This window comes from Buchnera aphidicola (Rhopalosiphum padi), assembly GCF_005080845.1.
In the GTDB taxonomy this organism is placed as follows: domain Bacteria; phylum Pseudomonadota; class Gammaproteobacteria; order Enterobacterales; family Enterobacteriaceae; genus Buchnera; species Buchnera aphidicola_AO.
Window position 1 is genome coordinate 112,242 of sequence record NZ_CP034858.1, and the last position, 17,734, is coordinate 129,975.

The following is a 17,734-nucleotide window of genomic DNA, read 5'->3' on the forward strand; positions in this document are numbered from 1 at the left end:
TGAATTCTTCTTTTTTAAAAATCAAAAAAATTATCCAGTCAATATCTTTGATAGAAAAGACATAATTTTATTATTAATAATTTTAAATAAATTTTTTTTATAAAAACATTATTTTTATTGAAAGAATGATAAATTGAAAATAGTTGTAATATCATTTATTGTGTAAGAATATAGAATTTAAAAATATTTTTTTTATAAATTATATAATGTAAAATTGGAGAAAAGAATGTTAAAGCAAGAAATTGGTGTTGTAGGAATGGCAGTAATGGGGAAAAATTTAGCGTTAAATATTGAAAGTAAAAAGTATACAGTGTCTATTTTTAATAGAACAAGATCTGTAACGGAAGATGTTATCAATAATAACAAAGAAAAAAAAATTTTTCCATATTTTTCTATTAAAGATTTTGTGAATTCATTAAAAAAACCTAGATGTATTTTACTGATGGTAAAATCAGGAAAACCTACAGATGAAACTATTCAATCTATTCTTCCTTATTTAGATAAAGGAGATATATTAATTGATGCCGGAAATACTTTTTATAAAGATACCATTAGAAGAAATAATGATTTACTTAAATGTGGTATTCATTTTATTGGGATGGGTGTTTCTGGAGGCGAATCAGGAGCATTAAATGGTCCATCTATTATGCCAGGTGGATCAAAAGAAGCATATATTCTTGTTTCTTCTATGTTAAAAAAAATATCTGCAAAATTTAAAGATGAACCATGTGTTAGTTATATTGGTCCAAATGGTGCTGGTCACTATGTTAAAATGATTCACAATGGTATTGAATATGGTGATATGCAATTAATAGCAGAAGCATATTTTATATTAAAAAATGTATTAAATATGAGCAATAATGAATTATCTAATACATTCTCTGAATGGAATAAAGGTGAGTTAAATAGTTATTTAATTGAAATAACAAAAAATATTTTTCTTAAAAAAGAAGAAGACAATATTCATTATTTAATAGATTCCATATTAGATGAAGCAGAAGACAAAGGTACAGGTAAATGGATTAGTAAAGATGCATTAGAGCTTCGTGAACCTCTTTCGCTCATTACAGAATCTGTTTTTGCGAGATATTTATCTTCTCTTAAAGATCAACGTCTTGTTGCATCAAAAATATTAAAAGGTCCAATTATAAATTGTATATCTTCAAAGAATAAAGAACATTTTGTTGAAGAAGTTCGAAGAGCGTTATATTTAGGTAAAATAATTTCCTATGCACAGGGCTTTTCTCAGTTAAAAAAAGCTTCAGAAAAATATTCTTGGAATTTACAATATAATAAAATCGCCAAGATTTTTAGATCTGGATGTATTATTCGAGCTAGTTTCTTAGAAAGAATAAGTGATGCATTTAAAAATAATAATGTAAATAATTTGTTATTAACGCCTTATTTTTCAGAAATATCAAATAAATATGAAACATCCTTACGTCATATTACTTCATATGCAATAAAATATGGTATTCCTGTTCCTACTTTTTCGTCAGCTATAACATATTATGATAATTACCGTACCGTGTCTTCTTCTGCAAATTTAATTCAAGCTCAAAGAGATTATTTTGGAGCACATACTTATAAAAGAATCGATAAAAAAGGATATTTTCATACAAATTGGTTAACTAAAAAAGAGTTTTAATTATTAAATTAAAATTAATTATAGAATTATTTTTTAGTTTTTTTATTCTGAAATAGCAGAAGATAATAAAATACATCTTTCTGCTATTAATAAAATTTATTTTTAATTTTTGATAAAAATAATATTTTTATAACATATATAAATTAATTACAGGAAAAAAAATGCGTTTATGTGATACAGATATTGAAGAATGGTTAAGTAAAAAAAAATTAATTATTACACCTTATCCTAAAAAAGAATTAATTAATGGGATTACTGTTGATATACATCTTGGTAATAAATTTCGTGTTTTTTATGATCACACCACTTCTTGTATTGATCTAAGTAGTTCACAAGAAAAAAAAATTTTAGATCTAGCTAAAATCATGAGTTGTGAAACTGTTTTTTCTAAAGAAAAGCCGTTTTTTTTAAAGCCTGGATCTTTAGCTTTGTTTTCGACTTTAGAAAATATTATTTTACCAAATAATTTAGTTGGTTGGTTAGATGGACGTTCTTCTTTAGCTCGAATTGGTCTTATGATTCATGTTACATCTCATCGCATTGATCCCGGTTGGAATGGTAACATTGTTTTAGAATTTTTTAATGCAGGAAAGTTAACTTTGGTATTAACTCCTGGAATAAAAATTGCAGCACTAAGTTTTGAATTACTTTCAAAATCAGTTGTACGACCTTATAATTCTCGTTATGAATCTAAATATAAAAGTCAAAATGGAGTTGTTCCTAGTCGAATTTATGAAGAATAAATGATTTTAATATAAATAATGGTTTTTAAAAATGAATAGTTTACGACTAATTATATTTTGTATATCATATTACTTATTTAAATAATATAAAATTATGCCTAATAAATCTAGAAAAATTTTAGTTACTTGTGCACTACCGTATGCTAATGGCCCTATTCATATCGGTCATATGCTTGAGCACATTCAAGCAGATATTTGGGTTCGTTATCAAAGAATGAGAAACAATGAAGTTTGGTTTATTTCTGCTGATGATGCACATGGTACAGCTGTTATGTTAAAATCTAAAAAATTAGGAATCAAACCCACAAAATTAATTAAAAAAATTAAAGAAGAGCATATAATAGATTTTTCAAATTTTAATATTTCTCATGATCACTATCATACAACGCATTGTGTGGAAAATTTGTTCTTATTAAGAAAAATATTTTTATCTTTAATCAGCCAAGGACTTATCAATGAAAAAGAAATTTTTCAATTTTATGATAAGATAAAAAAGATATTTCTTCCAGACAGATTTATAAAAGGTACATGTCCTTTTTGTTTTTCAGAAAATCAAAGTGGAGATAACTGTGAAATATGTGGTTCAATTTACGAACCTACAGATTTAGTTAATCCTATTTCCGCTATTTCAAATAGTGTTCCTGTTTTAAAAAATACAACACATTTATATTTTAATTTACCAGTGTTTACTAATATGTTAAATAAATGGATATATTCTGGTGTTTTAGAAAAATCAGTTGTTAAAAAAACAGAAGAATGGTTAAAATCCGGTTTAAAAGAATGGGGAATTTCTCGAGATGCTCCATATTTTGGATTTAAAATCCCAGGATTTACTAATAAATATTTTTATGTTTGGTTAGATGCCCCAATTGGTTATATAAGTGCATTTAAAAATCTTTGCATTAAAAACAAAAAAATAGATTTTAATGAATTTTGGAATAAAGAATCAAAATGTGAATTATATCACTTTATTGGAAAAGATATTATTTATTTTCATACACTGTTTTGGCCTTCAATATTAGAAGCTTCTTCCTTTCGAAAACCTAATGGTATTTTTGTTCATGGTCATCTTACTATAAATGGATTGAAATTATCAAAATCCCGAGGTTTTTTAATTAAAGCATCAGATTGGATTCAATGTTTTGATTCAGATAGTTTACGTTATTATTATGCAAGCAAATTAGCTAATAATATTAACGATATTGAAATTAATCTAGAAGATTTTATTCAAAAGATTAATAGTGATATTGTAAATAAATTAGTTAATTTAGCCTCAAGAAATACTAGTTTTATTCATAAATATTTTGATGGATATTTGTCTAATTCGTTGTCAGATGTTGATTTATATCAATATTTTGTTGATATAAGCAAAAAAATAGAAATTTTTTTTGAAAATCGTCAGTTTAGTAGTGTAATTCGAGAATGTATAAAATTATTAGATTTAGCAAATCAATATATTAGTCAAAGAGAACCATGGAAAATAAAAGAAGATAATTTAGATAAATTACATATGATTTGCACTATGGGAATTAATTTATTTAGATTAGTTATGATTTTTTTAAAACCAATAATACCAGATTTAGCAAAAAAAACAGAGTTTTTTTTAATTTCAAATCTTACTTGGGAAAGTATTAAAACACCGCTTTTGTCTCATAAAATAAAAAAATTTAAAAAATTATATAATAGAATTCATGCTGATAAAATTTTAAAATTATCTGTTTTGTGTAAATAAAATTGAATCTTTTTATCATTTGCTAAACAAACTTAATAAAATGAAAAGAAATTTTTACTATTTGATTGAATACTATTCATCCAAGATATTTTCCAATGTTTTTTAATTTTTTTTTCTTTATTAAAATTTTCTTCTCTGATAGCAAATACGCCAATCGCACTAATAAAACGATTATTATAAAATAAAAGTGGAATTTGATTTCTGAGCCAAGGAGGTATACTGTATTCTTGCCATATTTTTTTAATTTTTCTTCTTTTTTCTCTTCCTAAAATAAGAATTTTACCTTCGAATTGAAAGCGAATATTAATTAATTCGTTTTTTTTAGGTGCAGGAATTTTAAAACCTTTATTGTTTTTTATTAAATATCCTGAATTCTTAGGAAGAAATAGTTTTTTATTTGTGTCATGCCAAAATAGAAATGTATTGCTAATAGTTTTTTGTATTTTTATAAAATAGAGAGATTTTTTATAACGTCTAATTTCATTTTTTTGTATAATTATTTTTGGGTTGGCATCTTTTTTACTGCATATAATTTCATTATAAATACATTCTATTGTTTTATATGATGGCATTTTTATATTTTTTAAAGAAATCCAATATCGAATGAGTTCTTTAGATATCTCTTTTTTTATATTTTTAAAATTTTTAATATTTAAAGATTCGTCAAAATTAATAAAATCTTTAATTTTTTCTTTTAAAAGTATATTTTTTAATTTAGTTTCTTCACGGCATATGATTGCTGTACGAAAACAATTTTTTAAAAAAAAAGGCCATCTTTGTTCTAATATAGGAATTAATTTATGACGTATAAAATTACGATCATAATTAATGTTAAAATTACTAAAATCTTCAATCCATTTTAAATTGTTTTCGTAAGCCCATTGTTCTACTTCTTTTTTACTTTTTTTTAAAAGAGGACGTGCTATTCTTTTGTTTCCTAAAAAGTTATCAGGAGATATTCCAGACAAACCAGTTGGTCCACTTCCTCTTTTTAAAGATAAAATTAATGTTTCGCACTGATCGTTTAGATGATGTCCAGTAAGTAAAATTTCATCATAAAGTAAATAATTATAAATAGTGTTATATCGTTTGATTCTTAATCTTTCTTCAATATTTTTTTCTAAAGGAATATTAATTCCTTTAGTGATTAGTGGTATTTTGTATTTTTGACAAATTTGTATACAATGTTTTTCCCATTTTTTTGAAGATGAATGAATATTATGATTAATATGGATAGCACGTATTTTAATTTGAGGATTTTTTTCTCTTATTTTTAACATTTTATGTAGAAGAACTGTGGAATCTATTCCGCCACTGTATGCTATTAAAAATGATTTTTTTTTATATTGAGTGATAATTTTTTTAATCAAATATAATTAACCTGGTAAAGAATTTTTTTAATACGTTCGAGTGGACTTGAACCACTAACCTCTACCATGTCATGGTAATGCTCTAACCTGTTGAGCTACGAACGTAAAAATTAAATTAATGTTTTATATTTAGTTAAAATTATATAATATTATTGATATAATATACAAATATTTATTTATAAACAACATAAAATATTTTTTTCTTAAAAAATTAAGTATTTTTTTAACTTTTTTATAGTTTAATTTATTATTTAAATAGTGTTAACTTTGAGGAGATTTTATGTTTACAGGTATTGTAAATGGAATTGCAAGAGTTGTTGCTATAGATAAGAAAAAAAAATTTCATACTTATACTGTTGACTTTCCATCTTTTTTACTAAAAAACCTAAAAATAGGCGATTCAGTCGCTCATAATGGATGTTGTTTAACTGTTAAATATATTAACAATTTCTATGTAGTTTTTGATATTATGCAAATTACGATTGAAAATACTAATTTAGGAATTTTAAATATAGGAGATTATGTTAATATTGAAAGATCATTAAAATATGGTGATGAAATGGGAGGTCATATAATATCCGGTCATATTACGAATACAGCTAAAATTTCTAAAATATTAAAATTAGATGAAAATTATTTTTTATGGTGTAAAGTCAATGACAATTCTTTAATGAAATATATTTTTTATAAAGGTTTTATCTGTATTGATGGGATTAGTTTAACTATTAGCAAAATTATGAAAGATGAATTTTGCATTAGTATAATACCAGAAACTTTATCTTCAACTACTATAGGATATAAAAAAATAGGACAATTGGTGAATATTGAAATTGATTTCTATACTCAAATAATTGTAGATACAACAAAACGTTTAATTAAAAATAAAATATCTTTGTTATGTAAATAGTTTTTTTTAGTAATTTTAGGAACATTTTCAATGAAAAATTACTTTTTTTTTGTTTTATCAAATGTATTAATTGATAATTTTATTTTAGTAAAATTTCTTGGTTTATGTCCTTTTATAGGTGCATCAAATCAAATAGAAAGAGCTTTTGGAATGAGTTTTGCTACTTCTTTTGTTGTAATTATATCAACAACTTTACTGTGGTTTATTAACTCTTTTATTTTATTACCTTTTAATTTAGTTTATTTAAGAATTATAGTGTATATGTTGATTATTTCTTTTGGTGTTCAATTAATAGAAATTGTTTTACGAGGGACCAGTCCTATTTTGTATCGTACACTTGGTATTTTTCTCCCATTAATTACAACTAATTGTGCTGTTTTAGCTATTCCATTATTTAGTCTTTATTTAAATCATACATTTTTAGAATCTGTTCTTTATGCAGTCAGTGCATCCTTTGGATTTACTTTAGTCATGGTTATATTTTCTAGTATTCGTGAACGTATATTATTATCTGATGTTCCTTTTGTATTTAAAGGATCTCCTATTGTTCTTATTACTGTAAGTTTAATATCTATTGTATTTATGGGATTTAGAGGTTTAGTAAAAATTTAATTATGTCTATTACAGTTATTTTAATTTTTTCTATTTTATCTCTTTTTTTAGGTATAATCTTAAGTTATATAAAATATAGTTTCCCAATAAAAAAAAATTCTGTTGTAGTTGCAGTTGATAATTTATTACCTCAGAGTCAATGTGCACAGTGTGGTTACTCTGGGTGTTATCCTTATGCAAAAGCAATAGTAAAAGATAGTGAAAATATTAATAAATGTATTCCTGGAGGAAGTGATTTAACATTTAAAATTGCTAAAGTATTAAATATAGAAAATGTAGAAAAATCTTTAGATAGTTCAGCTACTAAGAATGAAAAAAAGATTTATACTACTGTTTTAATTGACGAAAAAAATTGTGTTGGTTGTTCTAAATGCGCTTCCTTTTGCCCAGTAGATGCAATAATTGGTTCTCCTAATTTTATGCATACAGTATTACAAAAATTTTGTACTGGTTGTAATATTTGTTTATTACATTGTCCTACAAATTGTATAAAAATAATTAAAGAATAATATAATATGTTAAAAATAAATTTTTTTTTAAAAATATTTCTTATTAAATACTGGAAAAATTTGATTATTAATTTTATAAATAAAAAATTTTTAAATAAAAAAAAAATATAATTTTAAAGGTGGCATTCAATGTATATCAATAAAAAAAGATCCTAGAGAATATTTTTTAAATTATTTACCTGATCCTGAAAAATTTTTTATTTACATAAAATACAGTCATTTTAAAAAAAATAGATTGAGAGTAAAAGTAGGTCAAGAAGTTTTATGTGGACAACCTTTAACCTTTGGCGATGATTTAATAGTTCCTGTTCATTCTCCTACTTCAGGTTGGATAAAAAATATTTATTTTAATCCAAAATCTTCTGATAAAAATCAAGAAAAAATAAAAATTGTTATTTTATCTAATCACTTAAATAAGTGGATTAGATTAAAAACTATTAAAAATTATAAAACATATACTCCTCAAAGTTTAATAAAAATAATTTATCAATCAGGTATTGTTGGTCTTGGAGGTGCTCAATTTCCTTCTTCTAAAAAACTAACGTTAAGTATTAATAAAGTACATACATTGATTGTAAACGGAATTGAAAGTGAACCATGCATGACAGCTGATTACTGTCTAATGCAAAATTATATTAATGAAATTTTAATAGGGTGTAAAATTGTAGCTTGGATATCTAAAGTTAAAGATATTTTAATTGTTATTCAAGAAGATAAAACAGAATTGATTTTAAAAATTCAAAAAATTATTGAAAATAAACAATTATTTAAACTTTGTATTATACGAAAAAAATATCCTGGTGGAAGTAGTAAAATACTTATTAAATCTTTAACAGGAAAAGAAATTCCTTATGGCAAACATTCTATAGATATGGGATATCTTGTTTTTAATGTGGCAACTATATATGCTATTAAAAGATCTATTATTAACGGAGAGCCATTAATTAAACGTATTGTGACTCTTTATAATAAAGATAAAAATATTTTATCTAAAAATTTTTGGGTTAAAATAGGAACTCCTATTCATTTTTTTTTAAATTATTTAAAAATAGATAGTAATTTAAATACATTAATATATTCAGGAGGTGTTTTTATGAGATATTTAATTGTTAATTTAAATTATTCGATACAAAAAAACATGAATTGTATTTATGTAAAAAAAAACAAAAAAAATAAAAAAAAAATTGAATATCCGTGTATTAATTGTGGTTATTGTGTACACGCATGTCCAGTTAATTTACTTCCTCAGGAAATGTTTTTATATTGTAAAAATAGTGATAATCAAAAATTAAAACAATTAAATATTTTAGATTGTATTGAATGTACAGTATGTGAAAAAGTTTGTCCTAGTAATATTCCATTAGTTAAATATTTTAGAATTGGAAAAAAAATACAAAAAAATATAGATATAGAGAATGATCGTAAAAAATTATTTTCATCTCTTTTTAGAAAACGAGAAAAAAGATTGTTAATTGAGAAAAAAATATTTTATTCAAAAGATCAGATTTCTAATATTAAAAAGTTAGATATTTTTTCAAGAACACAGGAGAAGGAAGAAAATAATTCTATTAATCAAAAAATTATAGAAAAGTCTCTTAGAAAAGAGATGTTAAAAGAAGCAATAAAACGTGCAAAATTAAAAAGATAAAGTTTTATATTAATATTTCTTTTTTCTGTATAATATACGAAATAAAAAAATGAATATTCTTTATATAAGTAATGCTTACGATGTAAGAAAAATAATGATTTTGGTTATTTTGGCTTGTATTCCAGGATTGTGTACTGAAATTTATTTTTTCGGATACGGTGTCTTAATACAAATGTTATTATTTATAATAATTTCTTTATTGTTTGAGTTAATAATTTTAAAAATAAGACGTAAAAATATTAAAAATAGTTTATTTGATTGTTCATCAGTTTTAACTGCAGTTTTACTTGGATTAAGTATTCCTTTTGTACTTCCTTGGTGGATGATAATTTTTGGTTGTTTTTTTTCTATTGTTATTTCAAAATATTTATACGGCGGACTTGGACAAAATATATTTAATCCAGCTATGATTGCTTATGTAGTGTTGTTAATATCTTTTCCTGTACATATGAGTTCTTGGAATGAAAAAAACTCTTCTTTATCTTTTTACAAGGATATAAAAAATTCAATAAATTTAATTCTTTTTCATCAGAAAAAATATGATTTTAAAGAAAAAATATATCCTGATAGTTTTACAGAAGCAACTCCTTTAGATGATTTTAAAACTAAATCTCATTTTAATTATGATTTATCTCAAGAGGAATTATTAATTAAAAAAAAGACAAAAAATGTTTCGATAGCTTGGAAATATATAAATATAAGCTTTTTAATAGGAGGACTTTTTTTATTATATAAGAATATTATTTGTTGGCGTATTCCATTAAGTTTTTTATCTAGTTTGTTTTTTTTTTCAAGTACAACTTATTTTTATTCACAAAATATTTTTTGTTCTCCTTTATTTCATCTTTTTTCTGGAGGAACGATGATCTGTGCTTTTTTTATAGCCACTGATCCTGTAACTACTTCTTCTACTAAAATAGGAAAAATATTTTTTGGTTCGATCATGGGTTTTTTAGTATGGATTATTCGGAATTATAGTGATTATCCAGATGGTATTGGTTTTTCAGTATTATTTGCTAATATGATTGTTCCATTAATGGACGCTTATTTAAAAACATCTGGGTATGGTCGTAAAAATTCATGAAATTTTTTAAAGAAACTATAATAAATGCATTTTTAATGAGTTTTTTTGCTTTTTTTTCTTTATCAAGTATCATTTTTATTAAAAATATAACGAATTATCAAATAGAGAGTATAAAAGAAAAAGAAAAAAATATTTTTGTTAAACAAGTCATACCAACTAATATGTATAACACTTTTGACAAAAAATTTTTTTTAATAAAAAATAAATTGTTAGGAGATCAAAAAAAACATAATTTATGGGTGTTATTTAAAGATAAAAAAGCTAAGGCGGCAATTGTTGAAAGTGTTGCACCAGATGGGTATTCTGGATCTATTTCTATCTTAGTTGCTGCATATTTTAATGGAAAAATTATTGGTGTGCGAGTTTTATCTCATAAAGAAACTCCAGGAATTGGAGATAAAATTGAAATATCTATTTCTAATTGGATTACAAAATTTAAAAATATGAATGTAGTAGATTTAAAAGATAAAAAATTTTTATTAAAAAAGTATGGGGGTCAAATTGAACAATTTACAGGCGCTACAATTACACCTCAATCGGTTGCTAATGCTGTAAAGAGAACCGTCTTTTTTATTAAGACAGTACCATTAATATTTTCATTATAATAGAGATATGTATGAAATTAAGAGAATTTTTAAAAAAAAGACTGTGGAATAATAACTCTTCTTTAGTACAACTTTTAGGTCTATGTCCAGTTTTGGCTATGACTACAAATGCTGTTAATGCTATTGGATTAGGTATAACAACTACTTTTGTATTAACTATAACAAATAGTATTATTTCAATTTTAAAGTATTTTATACCTAAAGATATTAGAATTCCTATTTATATGATAATAGTTTCTTCAACAGTTACTTGTATAGAAATGCTATTGCATGCTTATCAATATAGTTTATATCAGTCATTAGGTGTTTTTATTCCATTAATAGTAACTAATTGTATTATTGTAGGAAGAGCTGATTATATTGCTTATAAAAGCTCTTTTTTTGTTTCTTTTTTAGATGGTATTTCAATAGGATTGGGATCAACATTTGCAATGTTTATAATTGGTTCTATACGTGAAATATTAGGAAATGGAACTTTTTTATTCGGTTCAAATAAAATTTTTAATATTTTAGATCATTCATTTTTTTTTACATTTATAGATAAAAATTCTACAATAATCTTAGCTATTTTACCTCCAGGCGGTTTTTTAGTATTAGGTTTTGTAATTGCTTTTAAAAATTACTTAGATTTAAATAAAAAAAAAATAAATTGTTTAAAATGTTTTCATTCTTGTAAATTAAAATAATAATATTGGTATGAATAAAAAAAAACGTTATGAAATTTTATCTTTATTTTACAAAAAAAATTCTAATCCTAAGATAGAATTAATTTTTTCTTCTGATTTTGAATTACTTTTATCAGTTATTTTATCTGCAAAATCCACTGATGTTATGGTAAATAAAATTACTGGTATTTTATTTCCAATAGCAAATACTCCTCAAGGTATTTTACAATTAGGTCTCGATAAATTAAGATATTACATTAAAAGTATTGGTTTATATAATACAAAATCTTTACATATTATTAATACTGCACATTTAATTAAAACAAAATATAAAAATAAAGTGCCATCAAATCGAATTGAATTAGAATCTTTACCTGGAGTCGGTAGAAAAACAGCAAATATTATTTTAAATGTATTATTTAATAAAAAAACTATTGCTGTAGATACACATGTTTTTAGAGTTGCTAATCGTACTGGATTTGCTAAAGGTAAAAATATAATTGACGTTGAAAAAAAAATGATTAAGATAGTTCCATCTATTTTCAAAAAATATGTTCATTTTTGGTTTGTTTTTCACGGTAGATATGTTTGTACTGCTCGTCAATTAAAATGTAAAATATGTTTAATAGAAAAATTATGTGAATTTGATAGAAAAAAATAAATGTTCTATTTTTTTTTTGGATATATAAGTGATTATTGTAAAAGTTATTTTACCCTTACCTATTAGAAAATGTTTTAAATATTTTATGCCTGATTTTATGTATCCTGTTATTGGTGGACGCATTCTTGTACCATTTCGCTCTAAAGATACAGTAGGAATTGTAGTTTCATTTTTTGATAAAAAAAATGTAAGTGATTTAAATTTAGAATTTGTTAAATCTTGTATTGATACTGAATCAATTTATAGTGATTTTTTATTAAATATCTTAATATGGTTAAGTAAATATTACCATTTTCCTATAGGAAGCATATTTTTTTCAATATTACCAAAATATTTAAAAAAAATTTGTTTAATAGATAAAAAAAACTATAAATGTGCTGTATTAAAAAAAATAAAAAGTAAAGATTTTAAAAGATTTAATCTTTTATTTTTTTTTAAAAAAAGAAGTGTTTCTAATAAAAATTTAGAAAAAAATAATTTTTCTAATTTTTTTTTAAAAAAGTTAATTTCTAAAAAATCATATAAAACTTATTTTTATTATGAAAACACTTTTCATATTCATAAAAATAGTATGATTAAAAAAAATTTTTTTTTAAATAAAAAAATAATTTTTACAATTAATAAAATTTTAACTAAAAATTGTTTTATATCTTGGCTAATAACTAAAACTAATTTTTATTTAAAAATAAAATTTTATTTAGGTTTAATTAAAGAGTTTTTAAATAAAAATTTACAAATTTTAATTCTAGTTCCATTTGTTAAAGATATATATAAAATATTATTTTTTTTAAAAAAATATTTTAATGTACATATTGATATTATTCATTCTAAATTAAATGATGAAGTATACTTGAAAAAATGGGTAAGAACAAAAAGTGGCAAAAATTCTATTATTATTGGAACAAAAAATAGCATCTTTTTTCCTTTTTTTAAATTAGGTTTAATTATTATTAATGAAGAACATCATTTAAATTATAGAAATTTAAATCGATGTAGATATAATGTTAGAGATATAGCAATATTAAGAGCTTATAAAGAAAATATACCAATTATTTTAGATTCTAATACTCCTTCTTTAAGAACGTTATATAACGTTGTACATAAAAAATGTTTTTATATTAATTTTATTAAAAATAAAAAAATATTTTTATTAAAAAATAATGTTATTGATTTAAGAAAAGAAAGAACAAAAATAGGTTTATCTCTCACTTTAATAAATAAAATATTTAGTAATATAAAAAAAAATTATCCAGTATTATTAGTATTTAATAAATCTAGTTTTATTTTTTTTGGTTTAACATGTAGTAATTGTGGATGGATAGAAAAATGTCATATTTGCAATGATTATTTTGAAATAAAAAAATATGGTAATTTTTTATTTTGTCAGCATTGTTTAATTAAAATAAAAAAGCCATTATTTTGCTGTAATTGTAAAAATTTTTCTTTAATTATATTTAATTTTGGTATAAAAAAAATAAAAAATAGTTTAAAGAAGATTTTTCCCAACATAAATTTGTTTTTTTTATTAAGCTTAAAAAAAATTGAAACAAAAACGTTACAAATAAAATTTTTTAAATTTCCTATTTCTAATGCTTGTATTGTCATTACTACTGAGAAAATTGTTCAAAATTATTATTTTCCTTATGTAAGATTGATTGCTTTAGTAAATATTGATCATTATTTTTTTTCTTTTCATTTTTGTTCTATAGAATATTTTTTACAATTTTATTTTAATTTGATTAATTTAACTGGAAAAAACACAAAATTATTAAAAATATTAATACAAACATCTTGTCCTAATAATGAATGTTTATTAGAACTCTGTAATAGTGACTATTTTTCATTTTCTCGTAAGATATTATCTTTAAGAAAAAAATATTTTTTACCTCCTTGGAATTGTCAGGCAATTTTTTATTCTGAAAGTAAAGATTTTGAAAAAAGTTTTATTTTTTTAAAATTTATCCGTACAATTTTGAAGAAAAAATCTAAAAAAGATAATGTTTCTTTATGGTTTGTAGGTCCTCATCCTGTTTTTTCATTAAAAGGTAGAAAAAAATATTTTTATCAATTGTTAATACATTGTTCGTCACGTATTTATTTAAAAAATATATTGAGAGAATCAATTAATATAGTTCAATATTTTTCTATATCACAAAGTATTCAATGGTTTTTAGATATTGATGTTAATTGAATTAAAAAGAATTAAAAATATTTAATTTCATATTTTTCAATATCTTGCTTATTGAAGTAAAAAAAAATTACAATAAAATATTTTAAGATTGTATTTTTTAAAAGTCTTAAGTTGTTATTACCTATTATAAGTATATTTAAAATAAGGTTTTAAATAAATAAAATGGATTTAATTAATGAATTACATCAAAGAAATTTAATATTTCATATTACAAATAAAAATAAATTAAAAGAACTTATCAAAAATAAATGTATTTCACTTTATTGTGGTTTTGATCCTACAGGAGAAAGTTTACATGTAGGTCATCTATTACCTTTGATCACTCTTAAAAGATTTCAAATTTTAGGTCACAAACCTATAGTGTTAATAGGAGGTGCTACCAGTCTTATTGGAGATCCTAGTTTTAAAACAAAAGAAAGATTATTACAATCAGATAACTTAATTGATAAATGGACACTTAAAATAAGTCAACAAGTTTCTTTTTTTCTAGATTTTAATTGTAATTTTAATAGCGCACTGATATTAAATAACAATTCATGGTTTAAAAAAATTAATGTTCTTTCATTTTTACGTGATGTTGGAAAACATTTCTCAATTAATACTATGATTAATAGGGAAGCTGTTAAACAACGAATTAAAAGATTAGATCAAGGCATCTCTTTTACGGAGTTTTCATATAATTTATTACAAGCATATGATTTTTTTATATTAAATCAAAAAAATCAGGTATCACTCCAGATTGGGGGTTCTGATCAATGGGGAAATATTTCTTCAGGTATGCATTTAATCCATCGAACATCTAAAAAAGAAGTGTATGGTTTAACTCTTCCATTGCTTATTCAGTCTAATGGCATTAAGTTTGGAAAAACAGAATCAGGAACTGTTTGGTTGGATCCGAAAAAAACCACTCCTTATAAATTTTATCAGTTCTGGATGAATATAGAAGATTCTAACGTTTACCGTTTTTTAAAATTATTTACTTTTATGAATATTGATGAAGTAAATCAACGAGAAAAAAACAAGTATAAAAATAATCAAATTATTTTTGATAAATCTTTATTAGCTAAATATATTACTCGTTTAGTACATGGAGATGAAAATTTATCAGCTGCAGAAAGAATTACAAATATTTTATTTTTTAAAAATATTGAAGATATAAAGGAATCTGATTTAGAACAATTAAAAAAAGATGGTATACCTGCAATCGAAGTTTATAAAATAAAAGATTTACAAGAAGCTTTAGTTTTTTCTTCGTTAGCAAAATCTCGAACTCAAGCTAAAAATATGATAATTTCCAATTCAATATCTATAAATACCAAAAAAATAGTAAATAAAAATCATATTATTAATAATAATGATAAATTGTTTGATAAATTTACCTTACTTTCTAGAGGAAAAAAAAATCATTGTCTTATTTATTGGAAAAATAAAATTTAAATCAATTTTATATTTTCTAATCAATTGAAAAACTTTCTCCACAGCCACAAAATTTTTCTATTTTAGGATTATGGTATTTAAAAACTTCATTAATACTATCTTTTATAAAATCAATTTTAATTCCATTTAAAAATGGTGCTTCTTTTAATGAGATATATACTAAAACATTCTTATAGTAAAAAATCATATCATTTTTATTTTCTATTACTTCTTTATCTTTGACTAATTCCATTGTATATCGAAATCCTGCACATCCGGACTTTTTTGTACCTATTCTGATACCTTTATTTTCAGAACTATTACTAATTAAGAATAAAATTTGTTTTAAAGCTTTTTTAGTTATTTCAATACCTTTCCATTGATATTTATGTGGTAAATAAGCATTTATTTTTTTTGTTTTCATATTGTATCTCTTTAATATTAAATAAGATTATAAAGTATATAAAAAACAATTATATTATAAATTAAGTTTTTGTGTTTTAAAGAATATTATTTTTATTCATTATTTTTATAAATTTTAATGTTATAATTATTTAGTCATAAAAATTTTATAATAAAATTTCGTTTTGCAAACTTATTTATAATATAAAAATATTGAGGTGAAACGATTATATGCAAAATCCAAAAGAAAAAATGGATTTATCGCAATTTATTTTATCACTAATATTTATTATTGCTATAAGTGCTACAAGTTTTTTAATAATTCGACCATTTATACTTGGTTTTTCTTGGGCAAGTATGATTGTGATTGCAACTTGGCCACTTATGTTAAAAATGCAAAAATTTTTAGGAGGTAAACGATTAATCGCTGTTATTAGTATGATTGTTATTTTATTATTATTATTTATAATTCCTATAGTATTTTTAGTAAATAGTTTAATTAAAACTAGTATCCCTCTGATTCATTGGTTTAGTTCTAATAATTTAGAATTTCCAGAGCTAATATGGCTTCAAGATATACCTATTATTGGTAAAAAAATATTCATTAGTTATCAAGAATTATTAGATAGTGATGGAGGTGAATTAATCCGCGAAGTTAGACCATATATGGGACGTACAACGGAATTTTTTATAATTCAAGCCAAGAATTGTGGATTATTCATTATGCATTTAACGTTAATGTTATTATTTAGTGTATTATTATACTGGAATGGAGAAAAAATTAGTAACTCTATTCGTCAATTCGCATTTCGTCTGAGTTCTCAGAATGGAGATGCTATCGTTTCTCTTTCAGTTCAAGCTGTCAGAGCAGTTGCATTAGGTGTAGTAGTAACAGCTTTGATTCAAGCAGTTTTATCAGGAATAGGATTATTAATTTCTGGCGTTCCATATTGGACATTATTAATGATTTTAATTGTTTTTTCTTGTTTAATACAATTAGGACCATTGCCAATTTTAATACCTTCTGTTGTGTGGCTTTATTGGAATAGCAATACAACTTGGGGTACAGTGTTATTAATTTGGAGTTGTTTCGTATTTATATTAGATAATATATTGAGACCCTTCTTTATAAGAATAGGATCAGATTTACCTACCTTTCTTATTTTGTTAGGAGTTATTGGTGGTTTACTTGCTTTTGGAATGATTGGATTATTTATTGGTCCTGTAGTATTAGTAATACTATATCGTTTAATAGTATCTTGGATATATGGAATTTCAATTGATTCTTTTTTAGAAAGTACAACTTTAAAATCAAAATTTAATTAAATTTATATTAGAATAATTATTTTTATCATAAAAATATGTGAACTATGATTCGTAATAATATAAAAAAACAAATAGAATAAAAACTTTTAACGTAAGTAAATGATAAATTGTGATATTATAGAAAATAATTTAATTATATTTAATAATTACTAAACAGGATATTAATAATCTTGTATAATTATATTATTTTTAAAATTTTATCTTCATTTTATTTC

General features: G+C 22.6%; 16 protein-coding genes and 1 tRNA gene. 14 read left to right on the forward strand and 3 right to left on the reverse strand.

Features of this window, described 5'->3' with window-relative positions:
• The first annotated feature begins 226 nt into the window (after positions 1–226).
• From gndA to metG, 3 genes are all read left to right on the forward strand, one after another.
• Positions 227–1,648, forward strand: coding sequence for an NADP-dependent phosphogluconate dehydrogenase (gndA, locus tag D9V76_RS00560; protein WP_158336907.1), 1,422 nt, complete (start codon positions 227–229; stop codon positions 1,646–1,648).
• 161 nt (positions 1,649–1,809) lie between these two features.
• Positions 1,810–2,391 (forward strand): dCTP deaminase, encoded by a 582-nt coding sequence (gene dcd, locus D9V76_RS00565; protein WP_158336908.1) that lies wholly within the window; start codon positions 1,810–1,812, stop codon positions 2,389–2,391.
• Between the two features lie 94 nt (positions 2,392–2,485).
• Positions 2,486–4,123, forward strand: a complete 1,638-nt coding sequence (metG, locus tag D9V76_RS00570; protein WP_158336909.1) for a methionine--tRNA ligase — start codon at positions 2,486–2,488, stop codon at positions 4,121–4,123.
• A 32-nt stretch (positions 4,124–4,155) separates the two neighbouring features.
• Here the strand turns inward: metG and tilS are convergent, their stop codons facing one another.
• Entirely contained in the window at positions 4,156–5,493 is a 1,338-nt protein-coding gene (tilS, locus tag D9V76_RS00575) for a tRNA lysidine(34) synthetase TilS (protein ID WP_158336910.1), read from the reverse strand.
• A 31-nt stretch (positions 5,494–5,524) separates the two neighbouring features.
• Positions 5,525–5,598, reverse strand: a tRNA-Val gene (locus D9V76_RS00580).
• Positions 5,599–5,773: 175 nt separating this feature from the next.
• Between D9V76_RS00580 and D9V76_RS00585 the strand changes: the two genes are divergently transcribed.
• The 10 genes from D9V76_RS00585 to tyrS all read left to right on the forward strand — a co-directional run bounded on the left by D9V76_RS00585 (position 5,774) and on the right by tyrS (position 15,812).
• The gene (locus D9V76_RS00585) at positions 5,774–6,400 is read left to right on the forward strand and encodes a riboflavin synthase subunit alpha (protein WP_158336911.1); all 627 of its coding nucleotides are present in this window, start codon (positions 5,774–5,776) and stop codon (positions 6,398–6,400) included.
• A gap of 30 nt (positions 6,401–6,430) precedes the next feature.
• On the forward strand, positions 6,431–7,012 hold the full coding sequence (gene rsxA, locus D9V76_RS00590; RefSeq protein WP_158336912.1) for an electron transport complex subunit RsxA: 582 nt from the start codon (positions 6,431–6,433) through the stop codon (positions 7,010–7,012).
• An 8-nt stretch (positions 7,013–7,020) separates the two neighbouring features.
• Positions 7,021–7,521: an RnfABCDGE type electron transport complex subunit B gene (locus tag D9V76_RS00595; RefSeq protein ID WP_172599438.1), complete on the forward strand. Its 501-nt coding sequence runs from the start codon at positions 7,021–7,023 to the stop codon at positions 7,519–7,521.
• A 94-nt stretch (positions 7,522–7,615) separates the two neighbouring features.
• Complete coding sequence (gene rsxC / locus D9V76_RS00600; RefSeq protein WP_158336914.1) at positions 7,616–9,169, forward strand: electron transport complex subunit RsxC; 1,554 nt, start codon at positions 7,616–7,618, stop codon at positions 9,167–9,169.
• A gap of 49 nt (positions 9,170–9,218) precedes the next feature.
• Complete coding sequence (locus tag D9V76_RS00605) at positions 9,219–10,253, forward strand: RnfABCDGE type electron transport complex subunit D (protein ID WP_172599425.1); 1,035 nt, start codon at positions 9,219–9,221, stop codon at positions 10,251–10,253.
• Positions 10,250–10,858: an electron transport complex subunit RsxG gene (gene rsxG, locus D9V76_RS00610; protein WP_158336916.1), complete on the forward strand. Its 609-nt coding sequence runs from the start codon at positions 10,250–10,252 to the stop codon at positions 10,856–10,858. The genes D9V76_RS00605 and rsxG overlap by 4 nt, the downstream gene beginning before the upstream one ends.
• An 11-nt stretch (positions 10,859–10,869) precedes the next feature.
• Positions 10,870–11,544 (forward strand): electron transport complex subunit E, encoded by a 675-nt coding sequence (locus D9V76_RS00615; RefSeq protein WP_158336917.1) that lies wholly within the window; start codon positions 10,870–10,872, stop codon positions 11,542–11,544.
• Positions 11,545–11,554: 10 nt separating this feature from the next.
• The gene (gene nth, locus D9V76_RS00620; RefSeq protein ID WP_158336918.1) at positions 11,555–12,184 is read left to right on the forward strand and encodes an endonuclease III; all 630 of its coding nucleotides are present in this window, start codon (positions 11,555–11,557) and stop codon (positions 12,182–12,184) included.
• 28 nt (positions 12,185–12,212) lie between these two features.
• A complete protein-coding gene (gene priA / locus D9V76_RS00625) occupies positions 12,213–14,375 on the forward strand; it encodes a replication restart helicase PriA (protein ID WP_158336919.1) in 2,163 nt (720 codons plus the stop codon).
• Between the two features lie 153 nt (positions 14,376–14,528).
• Positions 14,529–15,812 (forward strand): tyrosine--tRNA ligase, encoded by a 1,284-nt coding sequence (gene tyrS / locus D9V76_RS00630; protein ID WP_172599439.1) that lies wholly within the window; start codon positions 14,529–14,531, stop codon positions 15,810–15,812.
• A 16-nt stretch (positions 15,813–15,828) separates the two neighbouring features.
• Here tyrS and D9V76_RS00635 read toward each other — a convergent pair whose 3' ends face one another.
• Entirely contained in the window at positions 15,829–16,215 is a 387-nt protein-coding gene (locus tag D9V76_RS00635) for an iron-sulfur cluster assembly accessory protein (RefSeq protein WP_158336921.1), read from the reverse strand.
• Between the two features lie 209 nt (positions 16,216–16,424).
• Between D9V76_RS00635 and ydiK the strand changes: the two genes are divergently transcribed.
• A complete protein-coding gene (gene ydiK / locus D9V76_RS00640) occupies positions 16,425–17,519 on the forward strand; it encodes an AI-2E family transporter YdiK (protein WP_158336922.1) in 1,095 nt (364 codons plus the stop codon).
• The last annotated feature ends 215 nt before the right edge of the window (positions 17,520–17,734 follow it).

Bases quoted from the DNA above. Each gene is read 5' to 3' on its own strand.
- ydiK (WP_158336922.1), top strand. From the start codon at position 16,425: ATGCAAAATCCAAAAGAAAAAATGGATTTATCGCAATTTATTTTATCA.
- metG (WP_158336909.1), top strand. From the start codon at position 2,486: ATGCCTAATAAATCTAGAAAAATTTTAGTTACTTGTGCACTACCGTAT.
- rsxG (WP_158336916.1), top strand. From the start codon at position 10,250: ATGAAATTTTTTAAAGAAACTATAATAAATGCATTTTTAATGAGTTTT.
- D9V76_RS00635 (WP_158336921.1), bottom strand. From the start codon at position 16,215: ATGAAAACAAAAAAAATAAATGCTTATTTACCACATAAATATCAATGG.
- rsxA (WP_158336912.1), top strand. From the start codon at position 6,431: ATGAAAAATTACTTTTTTTTTGTTTTATCAAATGTATTAATTGATAAT.
- nth (WP_158336918.1), top strand. From the start codon at position 11,555: ATGAATAAAAAAAAACGTTATGAAATTTTATCTTTATTTTACAAAAAA.
- gndA (WP_158336907.1), top strand. From the start codon at position 227: ATGTTAAAGCAAGAAATTGGTGTTGTAGGAATGGCAGTAATGGGGAAA.
- dcd (WP_158336908.1), top strand. From the start codon at position 1,810: ATGCGTTTATGTGATACAGATATTGAAGAATGGTTAAGTAAAAAAAAA.
- D9V76_RS00605 (WP_172599425.1), top strand. From the start codon at position 9,219: ATGAATATTCTTTATATAAGTAATGCTTACGATGTAAGAAAAATAATG.
- D9V76_RS00615 (WP_158336917.1), top strand. From the start codon at position 10,870: ATGAAATTAAGAGAATTTTTAAAAAAAAGACTGTGGAATAATAACTCT.
- D9V76_RS00585 (WP_158336911.1), top strand. From the start codon at position 5,774: ATGTTTACAGGTATTGTAAATGGAATTGCAAGAGTTGTTGCTATAGAT.